General features: G+C 42.1%; 22 protein-coding genes. 20 read left to right on the top strand and 2 right to left on the bottom strand.

Going from position 1 to position 19,989, the window contains the following annotated elements:
* A partial coding sequence (locus AC5JM2_RS15810) for an ATP-binding protein (protein ID WP_495835824.1) occupies window positions 1-2,390 on the bottom strand: 2,390 nt, incomplete at its 3' end.
* A 658-nt stretch (window positions 2,391-3,048) separates the two neighbouring features.
* Here AC5JM2_RS15810 and AC5JM2_RS15805 point away from each other — a divergent pair.
* Window positions 3,049-3,630 (top strand): NUDIX hydrolase, encoded by a 582-nt coding sequence (locus AC5JM2_RS15805; protein WP_495835823.1) that lies wholly within the window; start codon window positions 3,049-3,051, stop codon window positions 3,628-3,630.
* 142 nt (window positions 3,631-3,772) lie between these two features.
* Complete coding sequence (locus AC5JM2_RS15800) at window positions 3,773-4,171, top strand: nuclease A inhibitor family protein (RefSeq protein ID WP_495835822.1); 399 nt, start codon at window positions 3,773-3,775, stop codon at window positions 4,169-4,171.
* 92 nt (window positions 4,172-4,263) lie between these two features.
* On the opposite strand, the gene AC5JM2_RS15795 is transcribed toward AC5JM2_RS15800, so the two are convergent.
* Window positions 4,264-5,094 (bottom strand): DNA/RNA non-specific endonuclease, encoded by an 831-nt coding sequence (locus tag AC5JM2_RS15795; RefSeq protein WP_495835821.1) that lies wholly within the window; start codon window positions 5,092-5,094, stop codon window positions 4,264-4,266.
* Between the two features lie 346 nt (window positions 5,095-5,440).
* Here AC5JM2_RS15795 and AC5JM2_RS15790 point away from each other — a divergent pair, with 346 nt between their 5' ends.
* The 18 genes from AC5JM2_RS15790 (at window position 5,441) to AC5JM2_RS15705 (ending at window position 19,771) form a co-directional block, all read left to right on the top strand.
* Entirely contained in the window at window positions 5,441-5,635 is a 195-nt protein-coding gene (locus AC5JM2_RS15790) for a hypothetical protein (RefSeq protein ID WP_495835820.1), read from the top strand.
* Window positions 5,625-9,320 (top strand): nSTAND1 domain-containing NTPase, encoded by a 3,696-nt coding sequence (locus AC5JM2_RS15785; RefSeq protein ID WP_495835819.1) that lies wholly within the window; start codon window positions 5,625-5,627, stop codon window positions 9,318-9,320. The genes AC5JM2_RS15790 and AC5JM2_RS15785 overlap by 11 nt, the downstream gene beginning before the upstream one ends.
* 123 nt (window positions 9,321-9,443) lie before the next feature.
* On the top strand, window positions 9,444-9,620 hold the full coding sequence (locus AC5JM2_RS15780) for a hypothetical protein (protein ID WP_495835818.1): 177 nt from the start codon (window positions 9,444-9,446) through the stop codon (window positions 9,618-9,620).
* 721 nt (window positions 9,621-10,341) lie between these two features.
* Window positions 10,342-10,899: a tyrosine-type recombinase/integrase gene (locus AC5JM2_RS15775; protein WP_495835817.1), complete on the top strand. Its 558-nt coding sequence runs from the start codon at window positions 10,342-10,344 to the stop codon at window positions 10,897-10,899.
* Window positions 10,900-10,927: 28 nt separating this feature from the next.
* Window positions 10,928-11,257 carry a hypothetical protein gene (locus tag AC5JM2_RS15770; protein WP_495835816.1) on the top strand — a complete coding sequence of 110 codons (330 nt, stop codon included), beginning with the start codon at window positions 10,928-10,930 and terminating at the stop codon, window positions 11,255-11,257.
* 2 nt (window positions 11,258-11,259) lie between these two features.
* On the top strand, window positions 11,260-12,039 hold the full coding sequence (locus AC5JM2_RS15765) for a hypothetical protein (RefSeq protein WP_495835815.1): 780 nt from the start codon (window positions 11,260-11,262) through the stop codon (window positions 12,037-12,039).
* Between the two features lie 7 nt (window positions 12,040-12,046).
* Window positions 12,047-12,496: a hypothetical protein gene (locus tag AC5JM2_RS15760; RefSeq protein WP_495835814.1), complete on the top strand. Its 450-nt coding sequence runs from the start codon at window positions 12,047-12,049 to the stop codon at window positions 12,494-12,496.
* Window positions 12,493-13,209: a hypothetical protein gene (locus tag AC5JM2_RS15755; protein ID WP_495835813.1), complete on the top strand. Its 717-nt coding sequence runs from the start codon at window positions 12,493-12,495 to the stop codon at window positions 13,207-13,209. The genes AC5JM2_RS15760 and AC5JM2_RS15755 overlap by 4 nt, the downstream gene beginning before the upstream one ends.
* 6 nt (window positions 13,210-13,215) lie before the next feature.
* The gene (locus AC5JM2_RS15750; protein ID WP_495835812.1) at window positions 13,216-15,573 is read left to right on the top strand and encodes a hypothetical protein; all 2,358 of its coding nucleotides are present in this window, start codon (window positions 13,216-13,218) and stop codon (window positions 15,571-15,573) included.
* Entirely contained in the window at window positions 15,573-16,388 is an 816-nt protein-coding gene (locus AC5JM2_RS15745; protein ID WP_495835811.1) for a hypothetical protein, read from the top strand. Before AC5JM2_RS15750 ends, AC5JM2_RS15745 begins: the two co-directional genes overlap by 1 nt.
* 108 nt (window positions 16,389-16,496) lie before the next feature.
* On the top strand, window positions 16,497-17,039 hold the full coding sequence (locus AC5JM2_RS15740) for a hypothetical protein (RefSeq protein ID WP_495835810.1): 543 nt from the start codon (window positions 16,497-16,499) through the stop codon (window positions 17,037-17,039).
* A 40-nt stretch (window positions 17,040-17,079) separates the two neighbouring features.
* Entirely contained in the window at window positions 17,080-17,268 is a 189-nt protein-coding gene (locus AC5JM2_RS15735; protein WP_495835809.1) for a hypothetical protein, read from the top strand.
* The gene (locus AC5JM2_RS15730; protein ID WP_495835808.1) at window positions 17,241-17,744 is read left to right on the top strand and encodes a hypothetical protein; all 504 of its coding nucleotides are present in this window, start codon (window positions 17,241-17,243) and stop codon (window positions 17,742-17,744) included. The genes AC5JM2_RS15735 and AC5JM2_RS15730 overlap by 28 nt, the downstream gene beginning before the upstream one ends.
* On the top strand, window positions 17,741-18,082 hold the full coding sequence (locus AC5JM2_RS15725) for a hypothetical protein (RefSeq protein ID WP_495835807.1): 342 nt from the start codon (window positions 17,741-17,743) through the stop codon (window positions 18,080-18,082). The genes AC5JM2_RS15730 and AC5JM2_RS15725 overlap by 4 nt, the downstream gene beginning before the upstream one ends.
* 4 nt (window positions 18,083-18,086) lie before the next feature.
* On the top strand, window positions 18,087-18,392 hold the full coding sequence (locus tag AC5JM2_RS15720) for a hypothetical protein (RefSeq protein ID WP_495835806.1): 306 nt from the start codon (window positions 18,087-18,089) through the stop codon (window positions 18,390-18,392).
* Entirely contained in the window at window positions 18,392-18,643 is a 252-nt protein-coding gene (locus AC5JM2_RS15715) for a hypothetical protein (RefSeq protein WP_495835805.1), read from the top strand. Before AC5JM2_RS15720 ends, AC5JM2_RS15715 begins: the two co-directional genes overlap by 1 nt.
* Window positions 18,644-18,646: 3 nt before the next feature.
* Window positions 18,647-19,354, top strand: a complete 708-nt coding sequence (locus AC5JM2_RS15710) for a hypothetical protein (RefSeq protein ID WP_495835804.1) — start codon at window positions 18,647-18,649, stop codon at window positions 19,352-19,354.
* 3 nt (window positions 19,355-19,357) lie between these two features.
* Window positions 19,358-19,771 carry a hypothetical protein gene (locus tag AC5JM2_RS15705; protein ID WP_495835803.1) on the top strand — a complete coding sequence of 138 codons (414 nt, stop codon included), beginning with the start codon at window positions 19,358-19,360 and terminating at the stop codon, window positions 19,769-19,771.
* The last annotated feature ends 218 nt before the right edge of the window (window positions 19,772-19,989 follow it).

Here is a 19,989-nt window from a genome sequence, read left to right as displayed (position 1 = left end):
AGATTCCATAGTCTTACTGTGTTGTCAGAACTCCCTGAAGCTATTGTCTTGCCATTCGGGCTGAACACCACACTTGTGACTACACTGCTATGCCCTTCCAATCGGTTGTGTTCTTTTACTCCGTAAACAACCTGTTGCAGAGCAACAATTGCTTTTGTGCTGTTATCTGAATCTACAGCATCACCATTTTTTTTCACATTTTTCCCAGTTTTCAACCCAGATAATAAAGCATCTAGTTCCAAACCTGAGGTAAAAAGATTTTCTGTCGTCAAACTTTGAACTGAAATCTCTCCATTTAATCGCTGTTTTTCTGCTTGCAGCCATTCAAAAAAAATAAGTCCTAATAAAACCAAAGCAGCAACTAAACCACTAATCAACGCCTGAGTAGTACGTCGCCGCCTGCGCTCTTTTTCCTCTTGCTCTTTAGCCAGTTTCTCCTGCTCTTTAGAACGCTGCTGTACACTAGCACTAATAAAATCTCGCTCCTGGAGTGTCATTTCCTCATCTCGCTTGTGCAGCCAATCTTCTGCCACAACCAACGGCGCACCCCGCAACAATGCCCCAGAATCATAGTTACTATTCTTCCACTCCAGCACCGCCACTTTCAATCGTTCTTGCCAAACGCGAAACTGACGGTTAGCGTTCATCCACTCTCGCAAAGTCAGCCATTCGCGGATTAAAGCTTCATGAACAACTTCAACTGTATCTTCTCCAGATTTCTCATCGCGTCCAGTGACAACCAAACGGGCTGGGTATCCTGCTAAATAACTGACTAATCCCCAGTTTTCATCTCCAACTTCTGCACGGGTGGCGATGCGACGAGTGTCTTCTGTTCCTTCTCCTGGGCGCACTAATTGCACAAAAATTCGTGGTACAATCTTCTGCTGTGTTTCGTCGAGTCGTTTATAAACTTCCTCGGCATGATTAGCCAAAGCTTTTTTCACACCCCCAATCTCATCATAAGCTTGATGAGTTAATTTGCGCTTTTGCTGCTTCTCCCAAAGTCGGGTGAGGGCAAATTCCAACAGTGGCAGATTTCCCGGCTCATTTCCGACATCATCTAAAATCCTTTGTGTTAATTGTCCTTCTAATTGGACTACCATTTTCTCGGCTGGCTGCTCAATTGCTCTTTGCAGTTCCTCACGATTCATTGAACTAAGGAGTTTCGGTGTAAACTGTTCCAATGCATCACGAAATGGACGATAGCCAAGGACAAAGCTGTAAAAATCAGCCCTTAAAGTAAAAACTAGTTTGAAGTTGTCCAGATTAATTGCTGCCAACAGTGCATCAACGAAACGTTCAATCACCTCCTTATTCTGGGAGAGAGTGTAAAGTTCCTCAAACTGATCTGCAAACAGCAACAAGCGTTTACTACTATCACGTTCATTAAGCCGAGATATCACTGTAGATAAAGGGACTTTCCCAACTTCCATATCTGCTGCTAATCCCACAGCTTCTCGTAGTTGTGCAGTTTCTCCAGTTTCTGGTTCCAATAAACGCACTAAGACAGAAGCTAATTGGTAAAATGGTTTATCCCCAGGACGAAATGATTCTATCAACCAGTTTCCAGAAGTCCGCAGTTGAGGAAACAATCCCGCATACACCACAGAAGATTTTCCACTACCACTAGGACCAATGACTCCTACCAAAGGCTGTTGGTTAACGGCTTCAACCAAACCATTGACAAATGTTTCGCGTCCAAAAAAGAATGCTGCATCATTTTCCGTAAATGCAGCTAATCCAACATATGGATTTGGAGGAATAACGTCAAATAATGGCTGTACAGTACCAATTTGCTCTTTTTTCAATAAAACCGGAGTTTGCTGCTCTGAATAACTTATCAAACGCAAGCGACCTAATTCATAAGCAAACTCCATTTGTTTTCCAGCAGCTAAAGCATCGTAAAATGCTACAGAAAATGCTATCGCTGCTTTATCCCCAATCGTTCGGTTCATGCCAATCACATAGTTGACATGTTGGCTGATAGCTTTTGCTTGCACTTCACTATAACAAGCATTGAGAAGTACGCATTCAATTACCATTTCTCTAGCAAATAACTTAAACATACTTGCCAGTTCATCTGCGTTGAGAAACGCTGGTTCATCTGCTTCATTTTCCAGGACAATGCCATCAACTCCACCACCATGCCCACTGAAATGAACAATCTGGGGTTCGTAATCTAAAATCGCCCGGTAAAAATCACGCTGACGTACTGCCCCGATTTTCTCTAACTTAAACTGCTCACGCTTATTCCCTCGTTTCAACCCTTCATCAATTTCCCGTATTTCTTTATCCAATTGCAACCTGGAAGTCCCTGCCGGATTGGCTGCCAAAATCAAAATTGTTTTGACATCACGGTTATTTTCATCATCGGGTTGGGCAGAGTTCATAGAATCAGGGTAATATTTTATACGCTCACAATCCAAACGTACTAGATGAGAAACACTTAGGTTTAACTTTTATAGATAAAATTGAAATCAACTTATGCACAATAGAGATAGAAATCGAAAATTTTGCGGTCGTTTGACTATTGTAGAACCGCATTGTAACAGTACACTCTACCCTATAAAATCTTTCGTATGCACGGCACAAGTCCATTACTTTCTTTTCATAAGGAAGCTACTATCAGGGAGATCCATAAAAATAAATCTCCAGCCTTTGTGGTTGATCGTGGGCGTAGTCGGTTATTCGTTTTAATAAGGCTGGAGATTTATTTACTGGTAAGTGCCTAAGCTACCGTGCAGATGCGTCAACTAGTGAGATTTTTTACTTATTAAGTAAATTAACTGTGTGGAATAATGATAAAAACAAGCTAATTTACGGACAGTGATTAAATAATAAGTAATTCGTGTAAATCACTATCCTGCCAGTTGTTGAACACTTGCGAGATATTTCGTATGCCGAATACGCACTATAGCAAGTGAAAATGCACTTTATTTACTACCCCGAATAAAAGCGGCAATTATAGTAATAAGTTGATTGGATTAGCAAATATACTAAAATCGGCGGAATACACACATATAAGTAGTTTGACAATCGACTTTAATTATGGCTGAGACAATTATTAAACAGAGTATTTATACAATTGTGAGCAGATATTTAGAACTTTATCCAGATGAAAAACAACGCTTAGACAGGGTGCAGACTGTACTTGACGGCGACAGTTATATTCATCTGCGGTCAAATATGGAAGGTCATATAACCGCCAGTTCTATCATTGTGGACGCTGATAAAGTTTTAATGATACATCACAAAACTTTGAATAAATGGCTGTGTCCTGGAGGGCATTTCGATATTGAAGATGAATACCTTTGGGTTACAGCCAAAAGAGAAGCTGAAGAAGAAACAGGAATAGCAGGTGAAAAGTTGCGATTACACCAGTGGCACATTGACAACGATATGTCACCCTTAGACATCGATTCACACGCCATTCCTGCTAATCCAAAAAAGAATCAAGGTATGCACTATCATTTTGATTTTAAATATGTATTTTCAGTGGTAAATAAAGAAAAACTATATTTGGCTTTAAATGAAGTGATAGACTTCAAATGGATGAAAATAGAAGAAATTAACGAAACTTATTCACTCGATTATCTAAAGAGTAAAATTAAGAAGTTCTTAAACAAATAACTTGTCATCTAAAATACAGAATTAATGGTTAAATTTTGTTTAAAAAACATTTAAAAACTCCAAAACAACTGGTTAAACCAGTCATTACTTGTTGCTTGTTAACGTATACTGTAGTTGGTTTTTGTCAGCAGTCATAAATACAATGAGCGATTCTTCCTCCGAAATTACTGCAAAACTCAAAGACGCATCTAGTGAATTAATGATGCCAAGCGAATCAGAGTATCCATTTGAGTCTTTTGTATGGTCGGGTACTGAATTAACTCCTAAAAAGATTTTGGAGCTAACAGGACATCCCACTGATTTACCAGTTGAAACGATAGCTCTTACTGACTTATTTACAAACCTTGCTTATGAGCAAGAGTGGCATGACGTTCAGCAAAAAGCAGATGTTAGTAAATTTAAGAAACTTTTAGAAACACTTGAGAGCAATTTGACTGATATTCAAGTTTTTCGTATCGGAAGAATAAAGATTGATATCTATATCGTTGGAAAAACTTCGGCTGGTTTAGCTGGAGTAAAAACCAAAGTTGTAGAAACCTAGTTGTAGTCTCTTGTGTTTAGTAAATAAAAATATAAGCTATAGTAAAATTCACCCGTTCACCGCTTCAACGGGTGAATTATTTAAAGTCCTATTTATTGGTTATCAACTCTTGCTTCAATCACAGACTGAGTAGAAGCAGAAACATTGGATAGAAAATCATAACCCGTGGCGTTTTCGATAGAATCAACACTGACTCTATAGGAGCGCCAATCGCTGTCTCTGACACCTTGGGTGTTTGGAATATTAACTGCGATTACGCGCGTGGAAGTCGTCACACTGCTTGCGTTTCCAGGGCTATCAAGAACTACAATCACTTTCCAGGTTCGATTTGGTACTGTCACCTTCCCGCTAGCTATTGTTGAAGCTGACCCGTTTGAGCCAGTACCACCAGAACCATACCCACCTGAAATTATGTATAGTTCTTTGCCTTGGGTTACTAAATCTCTACTGTAATCTTCTAAGTTTGCCCATATACCCTGATTATTGTCGGGGGCTTGGGGAATCATATTCGTCATTAGGAAAGTTGCAGAGTTATTAGTAACTGTATCTGTCCGGTCACCAGAGGGACACATATGCCCTCGGTCAAAACCACTACCGCTGTAGTCGGATGTGCTAACCTGATAGCATCCCGAAGGCAGTGTTGTGTCGGCACGAAAATTGTTTTGTCTAGGTGCGCTGCCAAGCCATGAGCTATTCAATTGCCAGCTTACCCAGTTGGGTATACCTTTTGAACAGTTGTGTGATGTTGCGTATTGCGTTTTGCTCAACAAATAGTTGTTGAGACTTGAAGACCCTGCACCGCTTGGATTGCCCATTGTCAGGTGCACATTGGTCTGAGCAGGTGCAATACTGGGTATCAGCGCGATTAAGACTGCCCCTAGAAAAGAAACTATTACAAGAATCGAAAGCTTTGTTCTATTCATGAGTAGACTTATCTATAACAATAGTTCCTCCCCATTGAGCATATATCCTTAAGGTTAAGTGTTGAATAAGGTTACAACAAGGGTGTTGCTGCACACTCTTTCCAAATTTATTGCTATGCCCTTTTGGATTGTTGACTTGTTCTAGGCGAGTGAAATAGTGAGTGAAACGAGCGATCGCGCTAGCGCGAATTTGACTCACCCCCTAAAATGAAGCAACTGCATAAGTCAACTCAAAGTTCACATATAAAAAGAAGTATAAGCTTAGTCAAAGCTAATATTTTATCTGTAATGATATTTTCTAACTCCTGTCAAAGTGTAAACTCTAGTGTCTGCTCTAAGCTCGTTCATGAGTAACACGGCTGTCAAGACAATTCTGATTCTGGCTGCCAACCCGGCAAATACCTCTTGGTTACGATTGGATGAGGAAGTACGGGAAATAACTACGGTGCTACAACGTGCCAAAAATCACTATGAGTATGAAATCGTTACTAAGTGGACGACACGAGTAGAAAACCTGCGAGGTAGAATTCATGAGCGATAGCGGGTTAAGGGATGAAAATCGCAGCATTAGAATTGAAAAGGATGCTATCAGCAGTGCGATTATTTCTGGAGATGGCAACAGAGTTGTTATCTACCAGTACCAACTTGAGCATCAATTAAAAGAAGAGAAAGTTTCTACCACAGCAGAAATAGGTCGCAATCCTTACAAAGGGCTACTTGCATTTTATGAAGTTGATAGTGAGCGCTATTTTGGGCGAGAAAAACAAATTGAAAAACTGTGGAATCTGTTTCGGACTCTTCACGAAAACACAACTCAATCAGAAACACCATTACGTTTATTGCCAATTTTGGGACCATCCGGTTCTGGTAAATCTTCCCTAGCGCGTGCAGGTTTAATTCCAGAATTAGCACGGCGTCCTCTACCAGGTAAAAGCCAAGCGCGAGTGGTGGTGCTTGTCCCTGGTACCCATCCAATTGAAGCTTTAGCAACAGTGTTGGCAAGGGTTGCGACTAATGACCAAACTCCTGTGACTAAGACCCGCGAGTTTGCAGAAGAATTAAAACAAACTAGCAGTAACACTACTAATACTATTATTTATGATGGTTTAAGACGCATTGCCAACGTCTTACCAGAGATTGCCATATCGCCGTTAATGGTATTAATAGACCAGTTTGAAGAAGTTTACTCGCTTTGCGATGACCCGAATGAGCGCCAAATATTTATTGAAAATTTAATTCATGCAGCGTCAGATCGCTCTGGTTGTGTATCAGTTATTATAACTTTGCGTAGTGACTTTCTTGGAGAAACACAACGACACCCAACGCTTAATCAGGTCATTGCAAAACTTGGTGTGATTGTACCTGCCATGAGTACAGAGGAATTGCAGCAAGCAATTACCAAACCAGCATCAAATGCAGGTCATCCACTAGATGAAGCTGTGGTTAGTTTGTTACTAAAGGACACAGAAGGGCGAGAAGGAGCATTACCCCTACTTCAGTTTGCATTAACCCGCATTTGGGACGGGCTAAAAATTGGTGTTGAACCTGTCAAGACGCTCAAACAAATTGGTGGAGTTGGTGGAGCATTAGCAGATGAAGCTCAACGCATTTATCAAAGCCTTAACGAACAAGAAAAGAAGATTGCCCAGCGAGTATTTATAGGATTAGTGCAGCTTGGGGAAGGAACAAGCGATACCCGTCGTCGTGCTAATATTGATAGCTTGATTTCTTATAAAGATGAGCCTGAGTCTGTTAGAAAAGTGATTAATAGATTCGCTAGCCCCGGTGTGCGGTTAGTTACTCTTTTTAGCATTGATGGAATACAAACAGCAGAAGTTACCCACGAAGCCTTATTTACTAACTGGGGACAGATGAAAAAATGGCTAGATAGTAGCCGCAGCGATATTCGTTTTCAGCGTCGCTTAGATGAGACAGCAAGGGTTTGGAATGAGAATAATCGCCCAGAGGGAAGTCTTTGGCGTCCTCCAGATTTGAATTTTTTAAAGAAATATTATGAGCGAGCCAGCGACAACATGACGCCGTTACAGGTGAAATTTTTTCGTACTTGTGAAAACGCCGCACGAAAAGCTGAACAAGAGCGAAAACGGCAACGACAATTCTTAATCGGAATTTTAAGTACAGCATTAGTATTAACAACAACAATAGCAGGAGTAGCTTTACACGAATGGCAAAACGCAGAAATCGGGCGGATACAACAAACTGCCATATCAGCAAAAAGTTTGTTACCGATTGCTCCTTTAGAAAGCTTGGTTACTGCAATTAGTGTTGTAGGACAAAGCCGCTCACCTTTGTTTAGTTTCCCCAATCAATCATTACCCCCATCGGTGCAAGACAGCTTATTCAGTGCAGTCCAAAATAGTAGAGAAAAAAATATTTTTAGAAGTCATCAGGGTTTGATCTGGTCTGTAGCAATCAGTACAAAGAAACAGAGAATTGTCAGTGGTGGTGATGATGGCACTGTGCGGTTGTGGGATAGGAAGGGCAAGCAAGTCGGCACTTTCAGGGGTCATCAGGGTGACGTTACTTCTGTAGCAATCAGCATAGATGGCGAAACAATTGTCAGTGGTGGAAGAGATGGCACTGTGCGGTTGTGGGATAGCAAGGGTAAGCAAGTCGGCACTTTCAGGGGTCATCAGGGTGAGGTTAGGTCTGTAGCAATCAGCACAGATAGTAAAACAATTGTCAGTGGTGGAAGAGATGGCACTGTGCGGTTGTGGGATAGGAAGGGCAAGCAAGTCGGCACTTTCAGGGGTCATCAGGGTGACGTTACTTCTGTAGCAATCAGCATAGATGGCAAAACAATTGTCAGTGGTGGAAGAGATGGCACTGTGCGGTTGTGGGATAGCAAGGGTAAGCAAGTCGGCACTTTCAGGGGTCATCAGGGTGAGGTTAGGTCTGTAGCAATCAGCACAGATAGTAAAACAATTGTCAGTGGTGGAAGAGATGGCACTGTGCGGTTGTGGGATAGGAAGGGCAAGCAAGTCGGCACTTTCAGGGGTCATCAGGGTGACGTTACTTCTGTAGCAATCAGCATAGATGGCAAAACAATTGTCAGTGGTGGAAGAGATGGCACTGTGCGGTTGTGGGATAGGAAGGGCAAGCAAGTCGGCACTTTCAGGGGTCATCAGGGTGACGTTACTTCTGTAGCAATCAGCATAGATGGCGAAACAATTGTCAGTGGTGGAAGAGATGGCACTGTGCGGTTGTGGGATAGCAAGAGCAAGCAACTCGCTGAATTGAAAGGTCATCAGGGTTACCTCATGTATGTAGCAATAAGCACAGATGGCGAAACACTTGTCAGTGGTGGTTCAAATGGCACTGTAAAGTTGTGGGATAGCAAGGGCAAGCAAGTCGGTACCTTAATCGGTCATCAGGGTCGCGTCATGTCTATAGCAATAAGCACAGATAAACAGACAATTGTTAGTGGTGGAGAAGATGGCACTATGCGGTTGTGGGATAGCAAGGGCAAGCAGCAAGTCGCTGAATTGAAAGGTCATCAGGGTGAGGTTAAGTCTGTAGTAATCAGCACAGATAAACAGACAATTGTCAGTGGTGGAAGAGATGACACTGTGCGGTTGTGGGATAGCAAGGGCAAGCAAGTCGCTACCTTAATCCATCATCAGAATGTCGTCTTTTCTGTAGCAATCAGCACAGATAAACAGAGAATTGTCAGTGGTGGATATGATGGCACTGTGCGGTTGTGGGATAGCAAGGGCAAGCAAGTCGGCACTTTCAGGGGTCATCAGGGTTACGTCTCTTCTGTAGCAATCAGCACAAAAAAACAGACAATTGTCAGTGGTGGTGAAGATGGCACTGTGCGATTGTGGGATAGCAAGGGCAAGCAAGTCGGCACTTTCAGGGGTCATCAGGGTGATGTTACATATGTAGCAATTAGTACTGACGAACAGACAATTGTCAGTGGTGGAGCAGATGGCACTGTGCGGTTGTGGGATAGCAAGGGCAAGCAAGTCGCTACCTTAATCGGTCATCAGAGTCCCGTTTATTCTGTAGCAATTAGCACAGATAAACAGACAATTGTCAGTGGTGGTTTAGATGGCACTGTGCAGTTGTGGGATATTAGATTTGAGTCTTGGTTGAAAGCTGGCTGTGAGCGATTACAGGATCATCCTGTTTTCAAAGAACTCAATATTTCTGAAGCAAAAGGAGCTAAGGCAACCTGTAAACCATATCTAAGAAATTTGTAGCAAGGTAATGTTAATGACTACAAAATTCATAATAGAGAGATGTTTAAAACTCTCGTTACCTATTAAGCGTTGCTGTCATCAAAATCAAACCTCCTTTTTACTTCTCTAGCTGTCTACTAATTTATGAAAACTCTACCATTAAACACGTTGGTTGTTGTCAAGTCCGGTTTGTTCGCTGGCAAAGTCGGATACGTAGACATGATTAATAAGGACGGTATTTGGATAAGAGGTGGCAAGAGAGAATTATTTCCCTATCATGGAGCGTTCAGCGTTGAGCAATTGGAATCCAAAAGCAAATAATTAGTTGTGACCCATTTATGAAATAATACAATCATTTTTATCCAGCAATCCGTTATATCCCGATTGAACTTTTCCCTATTGCGTCTCAAATCGCTATATTCTAAACACTAGTTAAATAGCTTTCGTTATGAAAAAAGATACAGCTTCCCTGACTGTATCTTTTTTTAGCTCTAAATCCATTAAAATCGTCCATCAAATAAAAAAAAGGAGTACCACACGGAATTTTAAATTATTGGTGACATTCCTTAAACACATAACGCTTTCATCATATCCCGCTTTTTTGAAAAACATACTCTTTTATACCAATATTTGTAGATCGACAAGAGCAAAAGCAAGAGCGAATTCTCGCGTTTCTTTTTTCCAAAAACTTAGATTAAGTTCTACCAATCGCTACAATTTTTCATCCGGTTCCATTCATGTTTTCACTGGTACAGATTGGGGTACTATGGATGAACCGACCAGAATGTACCCTCTGAGATCCATTCAAACAACCCTGCATTACTTACTCTCGAAGTCAACTACGTTTTACACCTGAGAACGCTAAACATAATAATAGGTTATATCCTAAAGCCTGAACCCGCTTAAATCCGTCTTAAGCGGGTTATCTCTTTGATAAGTAATTTGTATATGAGGTGTGGTGTGTGTTTGGGAATAACGATTCTGCTACCAATTGACGCTTAATTTAACAAAATGAGGATTAAGACTATTTACCAAAACCACAATGAAAGTCAAAGGAAACGGACAAGCTAAAGTTTTAACTCATGGCGAAATGATTCAGTTTTTTCAAGCATTGAAGACACCCCGCGATAGGTGCTTGTTTGCAATTTGCTTATTCACAGGGTGTAGAGTTTCTGAAGCACTCCAACTTCAAACCTCAGATATTAAAGGCAATACGATAGTGTTTCGTAAATCAAGCACTAAAGGTAAACTGAAAACAAGGGAAATGGCGATCCATCCTCAATTACTGCCGTTTTTTGATGAGTATCAAGTGCTCAAGGATGGAGCGTTATTTCCCCCCGGTAATAATGGCGCGAAAAAGAAACACCTCAACCGCGTCACTGCTGACAAAATATTTAGAGATGCTTGTGCAGACGCCAAAATACAAGGTGCGAGTACCCATAGTTTCCGTCGCACTGCATTGACTCAAATGAGTAAATCAAATATTCCACTCAGGACGATTCAACAGATATCAGGACACAGCGACTTGGGAACACTTCAGCGATATTTAGAAGTATCACCAGAAGAAATTACAGCCGCTATCGGACATATTCAGTTATAAATAATAAAGCTGAACCAATTAATAATTAATGACGAAACCAACTTTACAACAAGTATTCGGAGCGAGTGCAACACAAACCGCAACGACTATCACAATCACCAAGGCTGATTTAGTTAGCACGGGTTTACTAGCTAGTGCTGGTAACACGGGTGAAAGTTTGCTTGTAGCACTGCTTTTGTATGCTGCAAACACGCTCAACGAAACCAATCAAACAACCAACCCAGAAACCCAAATTACCATTGCTCAAAGCTTCGATTCATTGGTGACTCGCAATAGTGCGACTTATAGGCAGCGAACTTATTCTGTGAATCTTCAGAAAGTCGATACCTCTGCAACAATCGATCCAGACGACTACTAAGCATGAGCGCGACAAAAACTGAAGCATTAATTCAACCGAGTATCACACAGCAAAGTCTTTATGATGGAATCAAAGCGGGTTACGCTCTAGCTGGTTTTTCATCTCCTTTTGACGAATTCACAGAGAACGGTAACAACAAAAGTGTTGTTTACAAGATTACTTTGGATGGAACCAAGACCTACGGTAGTTTCTACACTAAAATCCGTCTGACAACTTCTCGCGGTATTGGTCATCAGATATTCTCAAATTGGAATGCTACAACCCATGTTGGTACAAACGGGAGTACTGAGAATACTTTTGCTAGCTTCTACGATACAGACCCCATAACTGTTATCTCATTGAACGGTGGAACGGAGTTTAAATTGGTCATTCTAAAAGCTGGCAGTGTGTTTGTACCATTAGGGTACATGTCACCAGCCAATAAGCCTACATGGTGGGACATGGCAATTTACCCCTATGGGTTCATCTTTGGCGATTACTCAATGCAGTACCTGAGAACGTCCTCACTGACTCCTTACAATAGCTCTTTGCACGACTTATTGCTAGTTGGTAATCAAAGAATAGCAGGAGCCAATAGCCAAACTAATCGGCGCGATATCGTCCAGGGGCTTGCATTTTTGACTCAATCAAACACAGGAGTTAGTGGTAAGACATCTGATGATATTGTGGTGTGTGCTGCCTATGGCGCGAGCGTATTTGACATACTTCAAGTTAATGGAACTAGCGAACAGTACTTAATTCTCACCAATTCTAATGGAGGATTAGGAATTAGAATCAACTAAAAATATTATGGCTATTCTCCAAGCTGAACTACCCTATACTCTTTCTAAGTCCTTAAAAACAACCATTCGGTTACTTCCAGCTAGTCCAGCGATAAAAGCACCGAGTGGTTTTCTTAATTGGAAACCTAGAACTGTTTACTTGTTCGGTCAAAACTTTACTCAAGATTCTACCAAATTCACTATCAATAAAGCTGACTTGCCAGACTTACAACCAAGCGCTAATAATTCTGCCGAAGCAATATTAACAGCACTGCTTTATAAAGCGATGCAGGTAAGCGGTAATTCTTCTACCTCAATGATTAATATTTCCGTGTGGAAGACTGTATATAAACCCACTCAGCAAGGTAGAATGAAAGTTATAATATTAGAGGTAAATATCTTGATACCAGCACAATACAAATACGAGCGAGTAGAGATAAGAAACGCGAATGATAGCAACATTGTTAAGTACTTATGACCAATTGCATCTATCCTGACAAAGCAACAGTAACTTATAAGTTTGGTAACGGTGAAACTAAAATATATACAACAACGCAGACACCTGTAACAGTTGCTGTACAAACATGTCAAGGTATGCCTTATGAGATGACGGCGTATAGGTGCAATTATGACGTTGAGGAAAGAAACTTCGGTACAGGGCAAATAGATTTTATTGCAGAATACAGAGATACACCGGATGATATTAATAGCACAATCATAGGAAATAAAGAGCGTTTTATTTATCCCCCGTTTGATTATCCCATTCTTGAGTGGTATGAGGAAACAGGTTTTAGTCAATATTGTAGGTTTCAAGATTACGGTTTTGCTATCTACTTCAATAATAGTAAAGGTGAGCGTCAAAGAGGTTATTTTAATTTGCTAGGTACGGGTATAAGAGCGTGTAGACCCTTGAGCGATTGTCCTTTTCCCGAAAAGCCAATCAATATATCTTTTGCGCGTGCTGATGGATTACCAATAAACCTGAAGTGGGAATTAACTGTTACTGATTCCAAGGGCAACGTGTTCAAAGATTATGGAGACGAACAACCGATTTATTATGTTGATTGTGGTGACTGTGGTAATGATTCTGTTCGTTGTGAAGACCCTAACAATTACCCTGGATTTACTTGTATATCTTGCAGTTCTCTTGCCTCACAAGTAAGAGCAATCCGTTTCTCACTCCCAAATTAGAAATAAATGGCTGATTGTTGTAGTGAGCTACGCGCGGAATTAGCCGCGCTACGTGCTCAAATTCAAAACCTCAATATTGATGAAGGTCAGGTGGCAAAACGTGTAGAAGCGTCGTTAATTCCACAACTTCCAGGGTTCATTAACCCGATAGTGATTACTAACATTAACCCGTTCAAGTTTCGATTGGGCGCGGTTGAGAATGCGTCCCAGACTGCCTTAAATAATGCTCGTGCATCACTTGAGCGCTCCTATCAAGCAAGCAATGCAGCAGCTAACGCCACCACAGCAGCGAATGCTGCAAGAGGTAGCGCACTGCAGGCGCTTGGACGGCTTGCAGCAATTGCAGCAACTTTAGCTGCACTTGCTGCAAGCGTTGCAACGCTTTTGGTTTTGGGTAATAGAATTGACAGCGTTGACAAGCGCTTGGACTTTGTAGAGAAGGACTTGAGCAAAACTCTTGGTTTACTTCTACCAATCAAGAACGCTGCTAACAAAGCACAAGCGACGGCGACGGAAGCGGATAAGACAGCAGAACGAGCGCTAAGAGATGCCAAAAGCGCAGAAGCTAAAGCAGTAAGCGCCAAAAACACTGCTGATAGAGGGGTAAAGCTTGGTAATGAAGCGCTTTTTGAGACGCGAGAAGGTAGGAAAAAGCTAGAGGTGAAACTGGGTGAGACGTACAAACTCGCTAATGAATCGCTCTACGAAACCAGGGAAGGACGCAAGAAATTAGAAGGACAAATCTATGATGTGCGCAAACTCGCGAATGAAGCGCTTTATGAGACGCGAGCGGGTAGATCTCGATTAGAGGACAAAATCAACTCAACTTACAAAGTCGCTAACGACGCACTTTATGAGACGCGAGCGGGTAGAGCAAAACTATTGATAGATATCGATAAAGCTTACAGCGTAGGGAATGAAGCGCTTTATGAAACTAGGCAAAACCGGACGGAAGTATCAAAAGTTCAAAACATACTATTGGGTTTCGGCTCCCGAATACAGACGACAGATGACAAAGCAACTCAAGCCCTCACCCGTGCGTTTATCCCAGGCAGAGATGGAATTCCTGGCAAGAATGGCGCGGATGGTCGCCCTGGTACAAATGGAATTAACGGGAGAGACGGAATCAATGGAACCCCAGGTATTCAAGGAATACCAGGAACTCAAGGACTCCAAGGTTTACCAGGTATTACGGGTTTACCTGGCAGAAATGGCATCGATGGCAAGCCCGGTAAAGACGGTATAGACGGCAAGAACGGTAAAGACGGCAAAGACGGAAAGGACGCGCCAGTGGACAACGAGTCGAAAAGCTTACTTGGTGAGATTTACAGCAAGATTAGTGCAATTCCCCCGCTGATTATTGCAAAACCCGACCCGTTGACTTTTGAGCAAACTGCACAAGCTGCACAAACAGGAGTTTGCAGAACGACTCAACCAGGCGGATGCATCAATAAAGCTCTAGGTGATGCATCAAATGGAGTCAATGCAAACAGCAACGCTAACACCGACAGATTGCTAAATGCATTTAGCGCAGGTTCCAACGCTGCACAAATGGGACTGCTCAACACAATCAACACCAAGTTAGGTGCTCAAGTTCCCGGCGGTCTGGGCGGATTGCTCACGAATTTCTCTACCAAGTTTGATGAATTTGCTAAATGGACGCACATGGATCGGGTGCTCAACGTCTTGATTTGGTGGCAAACGCTTCATAACGCTTACATGCTCAGCAACAACTTGGGGCAAACGTTGACTAGTGCGGTAAGCAATGTACTAGCAGCAATTGGTATAAAAGACCCGCAAGGAAACCCACTACAGATAGATGAGATTATTGGAAAGACTTTGGACAACGCTGCTAAAACAGCATTAGGAGAAAGCACTTGGGGAGGAATCAAAGCTGAGTGGAAGCGCTACAACAGAATCTACCAAGCAGCAGCCAATATTGTAAATTCCATTCAATCAATTGGATGGAGTATTTTAAGCGCTCTTGAAGTTGTTGGCTCATGGGTTGCTTGGATTGGGAACGCTTTACGCAAGTGGGGTGAAGTAGGAGAGAAAGCTTTCGGATGGATGAACCCAATGCCAAATTTCCACAACAGATTCTTCACAGCTTTAGAGAAGACAGAAAACTTTGTTAGTCAGATAGATAGTGTTGCTTCTGAGACGTTATCCATTCAAGATACTGTTAAGCAACTTGGAACCCAAAAGGACGATTTAACCAAAGCGCTTTCTCAATCACCTGGTGCGACTCAATCAGCAACTCCCCCTGAACCTGCTACCTTAAAAGCAAAAGAAGCGACAAGTAAAGCAGTAAGCACTCCTGTGATGACTCTTACTGATTTAGACCTAGAAGCAGATGAGGACTGATGTTACCTGAAGATTTCAACGAATGGGAGAACCTGCAAGATTTAGTACGGCTTGAGCACAATAAAGTAGTAATGCAGTACTTTAAAAACCAAGAGAACAATGATATCTCTACTCCCAAAGCTAGACTCAAGCATACGTGTCTGATTAAAGATGAAGACACTGTGGGAATGACTCAGATGAGGATGTGGCTATTTGAGGTTACCTGTGCTCATCTACAAGCTGTACAGCGCCCCGTGTATGGTATTCCCGTTCAGGAATTCCAGAGCGATAGGAAATTTAAGCCCCAAATCAAGTTGTACTTCTTAGAAAAGTACAACCCCGAAATACATGACTTTGAACAGAGTCAAACTGAAGGTGAGATAACATTCCGCTTGATGAAGCAGACAAGTGAGACAATCTCACGCGCTGACGCGGAACGCTTAGCGCTCAAAATTAAAAACTTGTTTGCTAATCCAATTTTTACTTGGAATAAAGGATACTTTAAATGTACGTACTCTGATAGAGAAAGAGGTTATGATCTAAGGCTGTTGGTTACCAACAAGTCGGAAGGAGAAAGAATCATTAAGCATGTACTCGAAATACAGGATCATCCATTCGACAGAAACTATATCCAATATATTGACAACGACCGAACGTACACAACCACACCCGGAACTCATAGAGTCTATGGAAAGCAGAGAAAGCAATATGTAAGGAGGAAAGCAACTCATGTTACTTTCAGATACGCTCAATTGTTTATCTGGGGAATGCCTAATCCTGTTAACTTAGTCGTAACAGCTTCAAGCAGGCTTAAAAATACTATTCATTTGATTTAAAAAACTTTATAAAACACATCAAAGGGACTACCTTAAGATATCCGAGGTATCGCAGTTAGCCAAAATCCTTGTGTTATAAAAAAACCAGGTGATAACGGAGTATTATTGATGGCTCAACGACGAACAGTAGCGCAACTAGAACGCGCTTTACAATACGCGAAAAACAAGGAAGCATACAAGCGTCCAGAGAAAGAACAGGGGACACCCACTCGTAAATCCCCTAAGATTGATGTAGCTTATAAACCTATGCAAATCACCGCTGGTGATACTGCTAAGCGTTACCGCTTGCAGGCGTCTCAGCCGTCGGTTACGTTTTTTGGGATGACTGCACTGCATTTAGTAGGCGCTGGCGCGGAAGAACCCATGCCTCGTGGATCTCAACCTGCTAAGGTTCACGCGATGGTTGCTGATGCAACTCCCACGCTGGTACGCGCGGAAGGAAGTAAGCGCCCTTACATTCGTTATGGACGTGGAACCCGTGAAAGCAATGTACAGTACACCTTCTGCGCTCCTATCAGTATTCAATCAGCAACAGCACTAGACAGCGAAGTCAAAACGCTTTTTAACGCGACCACCTCTAAACTCGGTGGCGCTTATGGTCGAGTGTGGTTTGAACCCGAACGCTTTATCTTAACGAGCAGTGGAACTTAAGCACACTGATATATCTACCCCGCTCATCTGGACTCCAGGCATGAGTGAAGCGGAATTCAACCATGAATTCTCGCTCATGATGGAGCGATCGCACTTTACCGAAGATTTTTTAAACGGAAAGGTAGACCCTGACACGTTTTTAGATTACTTGGATCAAGCTGGCATTGATGTTTTAGGACTTTCTGAGGACTGCTGGAACTTGTGCAACTCGCTGATTACACCAGACTAGGTAACTGGGAACTTACCTTTTATCAAAGGTTTGTTGCTCAATCGGGCGGCGAGTTTCGGCGTTCTACTCCAGCGATTGACCCGATTGAACTGCCGTACTTGACAGACGCTCATATCTTTTTGATAGGTGTGACCTCAATTAGCGCCAATCCCAGTTGGTACAAAGCGGGATGGTTGCTTCAGCAAATTGATAACGTAAAAATTGATGACACAATCATTTTTACTAATTTGCCCAGGACTCCAGTAACTAGTGTTGACGGCAAGCAGAAACTGATTCCTTTAAACACGATTCAGCTAGTCACTTTCCCAAAATTGACCGACTCCTACAGACTCAGATTTACCCCCGTTCGTTGGCTGAAAGATTTAACGCTCGGAATTTGGGAGTACAGAGGGCAAGAGACAGACACAACCGAGGAATTGATTCAAGCAATTAGAGCCAAACTCGAAACCATAGAATACAAGATTGACCACAAATGATTACATTTACTGATTTAGCTTCTAAGCTTCCAGCAGGTGCGGTTGAATTCGTTGGAAACAACCAAGTCAAAATCAATGCTTCTGTGATTGCAGAACAAGCGCTTACTTTGGATTCTTCCATTGTGGAAGTAATGGTGAAACTTTTACAAGGTCTTACCTCCCTTACACAAGACATTAACACCGCTCGTGCTGCACATAATCCCCCGTTAACCGCAATCACTTTTGCTGATTCTCAGTTAGTCGGAACTCCAAGCGCCCCAAGATATCAACTAACTCTCAATGTCGCGGTTAATCCCACATCATTTAATGACAATTTGTTAGACCCTACAGGCTCGTGATTTTATGCCTTTGACCTCATCATCTTCAGCCGCTCTTAAGTCTAATAAAGTCAATCCTGTTTCAATTCCTTTGAGTACCACTGCTGTACAAGTTCTTGCTGCTAATCCTCTAAGAATTGGTGCAACGATTTGGAACGAATCAGCCTCAACACTTTATCTTGAACTTGGTGCGACAGTTTCAATAAGTTCTTTTACAGTAAAGGTTACACCTGGAAGCTATTATGAATGCCCCTATGAATTCATAGGGATGATTAGTGGTATTTGGTCGAGCGCTGGTACTGGAACTGCTTTAGTAAGAGAGTTCACATAATGCCTTTAGCTTTTAATCCTGTTGCTGTAGTTCAATCCTCCGTTGCTGGAAAGTACAAATTTTTTGTGATTTCTAGCAACAGCACTAGCAGTTTTGCACTTGATGATATTGCTGATGACCCTGGTACATCTCAAGTGTTTTTGAACGGATTAAAACAACGACATGGAACCGATTACAACATAAACGGTTCTGTGTTGAATTGGTTAGGGTCAAGTTTTCGTGTTAATTGGCTATTAGAAATTTACTACTGATTTATGTTATTAAGTGCTTATCAAGTCGAGAAATTATTAAACGCTTTTGTTCGGGTCAATAACGCGAGCGCGACGGGCGGTAGCATCACTGTAACTTCAGGAATTACCACTGCTTTATCGACTGCAGGTGAGGGAGGTGTTGCGGTTCCCCTCCAAGTTGCTAGCGCCACCCAGATTGGGGTGGTTGCCCCTGGCGTCGTTCCCTTGTTTGCTAACTCGACCAAAAAACCTTTAACCGACGCGAACGGCAACGAGGTATACGGTAAGCTTACAGAAGCTAGCGGTGTGTACACCCTAACGTTTTATTCAAACGTCAATGGTACAGAAACAGCTTACAGCTTCAGCGCAGCAACAGCAATCGATTACCTGATTAGCTACAAGTATGACCTAGGGCGATACCCATCAGACGCAGCTACAGCTTACCCCGTTGGTGATATTAATATTGCTGCACAATCAGGAAGCACAATTCCCCGCTGGTACAACGAGAAGTTGAACGTCACCGCAAGTAATGTTGTCTCATCGCTTTCCAAATTGCCACAATCAGCAACAACTGTATTTTTGATTGTCAATGGCAAAGTTGAGAACGCTTTTGGAGGTGCAAGCGCTGCATTCAGTATGAACAACAAAGACATCACTTGGAGTGCGACCAATGCTAAATACTCGTTGACAACCTCTCATGAAGTGATAGCTTTTTATGGAAGTCTAGAATAAACAATGCCTTTAATTGACCCGTCTCAAGTGGTAGGGGGAATTTGGGTAAGTGCAACTGCCCCTAGTTCCCCAGTTGCTGACCAATTGTGGTTCAACACCACTAAAAAAGTCATGTTTTTCTACAAGACCAGCGTGGCGCGTTGGTTGTCAGTCGAGCGCTTGGTTAGTATCGGTGCTCAATATATTGACCCAAACAACTTGTACGAAACCTTGATTGGCGAACTTTACATTGATGAGATAGTTTGCAAGGCTGCTGGTACAGCGACCAAAGTTAAAGTTGGTACTTACCTTACACCCCAAATAGCTGCAAACTCTACCCAGTCTTACAAACCAGACATTATTTTGACCAATCCATATGCTGAACCGAACGATACAGCATATGTGGAATACATGGTTTACTTCCGCAATGTGGTTTAGGCATTGAGCCAAGATGTTTGTAAAATCATGTAATCTGGTCTGAAAAGCTATATTATATCTACCTTTTAGCCATTATTAAAAATTGATGCTACATAATGAACTGCGAATATACAGTTGACAGAAGATAGGATTTACGCAGCTTATGTGAAGAATAAAAAAATGAATTTTTGTCAAGCAAGCTTGAAACGCGAGCGTGGACAACCAATAGAGATGGCAGG

The organism is Brasilonema angustatum (assembly GCF_059505445.1).
Note: the sequence above shows the minus strand (reverse complement) of the source record. Positions and strands in the feature narration are given on the sequence as shown.

Bases quoted from the DNA above. Each gene is read 5' to 3' on its own strand.
- AC5JM2_RS15805 (WP_495835823.1), top strand. From the start codon at position 3,049: ATGGCTGAGACAATTATTAAACAGAGTATTTATACAATTGTGAGCAGA.
- AC5JM2_RS15800 (WP_495835822.1), top strand. From the start codon at position 3,773: ATGAGCGATTCTTCCTCCGAAATTACTGCAAAACTCAAAGACGCATCT.
- AC5JM2_RS15795 (WP_495835821.1), bottom strand. From the start codon at position 5,094: ATGAATAGAACAAAGCTTTCGATTCTTGTAATAGTTTCTTTTCTAGGG.
- AC5JM2_RS15790 (WP_495835820.1), top strand. From the start codon at position 5,441: ATGAGTAACACGGCTGTCAAGACAATTCTGATTCTGGCTGCCAACCCG.
- AC5JM2_RS15785 (WP_495835819.1), top strand. From the start codon at position 5,625: ATGAGCGATAGCGGGTTAAGGGATGAAAATCGCAGCATTAGAATTGAA.
- AC5JM2_RS15780 (WP_495835818.1), top strand. From the start codon at position 9,444: ATGAAAACTCTACCATTAAACACGTTGGTTGTTGTCAAGTCCGGTTTG.
- AC5JM2_RS15775 (WP_495835817.1), top strand. From the start codon at position 10,342: ATGAAAGTCAAAGGAAACGGACAAGCTAAAGTTTTAACTCATGGCGAA.
- AC5JM2_RS15770 (WP_495835816.1), top strand. From the start codon at position 10,928: ATGACGAAACCAACTTTACAACAAGTATTCGGAGCGAGTGCAACACAA.
- AC5JM2_RS15765 (WP_495835815.1), top strand. From the start codon at position 11,260: ATGAGCGCGACAAAAACTGAAGCATTAATTCAACCGAGTATCACACAG.
- AC5JM2_RS15760 (WP_495835814.1), top strand. From the start codon at position 12,047: ATGGCTATTCTCCAAGCTGAACTACCCTATACTCTTTCTAAGTCCTTA.
- AC5JM2_RS15755 (WP_495835813.1), top strand. From the start codon at position 12,493: ATGACCAATTGCATCTATCCTGACAAAGCAACAGTAACTTATAAGTTT.
- AC5JM2_RS15750 (WP_495835812.1), top strand. From the start codon at position 13,216: ATGGCTGATTGTTGTAGTGAGCTACGCGCGGAATTAGCCGCGCTACGT.
- AC5JM2_RS15745 (WP_495835811.1), top strand. From the start codon at position 15,573: ATGTTACCTGAAGATTTCAACGAATGGGAGAACCTGCAAGATTTAGTA.
- AC5JM2_RS15740 (WP_495835810.1), top strand. From the start codon at position 16,497: ATGGCTCAACGACGAACAGTAGCGCAACTAGAACGCGCTTTACAATAC.
- AC5JM2_RS15735 (WP_495835809.1), top strand. From the start codon at position 17,080: ATGAGTGAAGCGGAATTCAACCATGAATTCTCGCTCATGATGGAGCGA.
- AC5JM2_RS15725 (WP_495835807.1), top strand. From the start codon at position 17,741: ATGATTACATTTACTGATTTAGCTTCTAAGCTTCCAGCAGGTGCGGTT.
- AC5JM2_RS15720 (WP_495835806.1), top strand. From the start codon at position 18,087: ATGCCTTTGACCTCATCATCTTCAGCCGCTCTTAAGTCTAATAAAGTC.
- AC5JM2_RS15715 (WP_495835805.1), top strand. From the start codon at position 18,392: ATGCCTTTAGCTTTTAATCCTGTTGCTGTAGTTCAATCCTCCGTTGCT.
- AC5JM2_RS15710 (WP_495835804.1), top strand. From the start codon at position 18,647: ATGTTATTAAGTGCTTATCAAGTCGAGAAATTATTAAACGCTTTTGTT.
- AC5JM2_RS15705 (WP_495835803.1), top strand. From the start codon at position 19,358: ATGCCTTTAATTGACCCGTCTCAAGTGGTAGGGGGAATTTGGGTAAGT.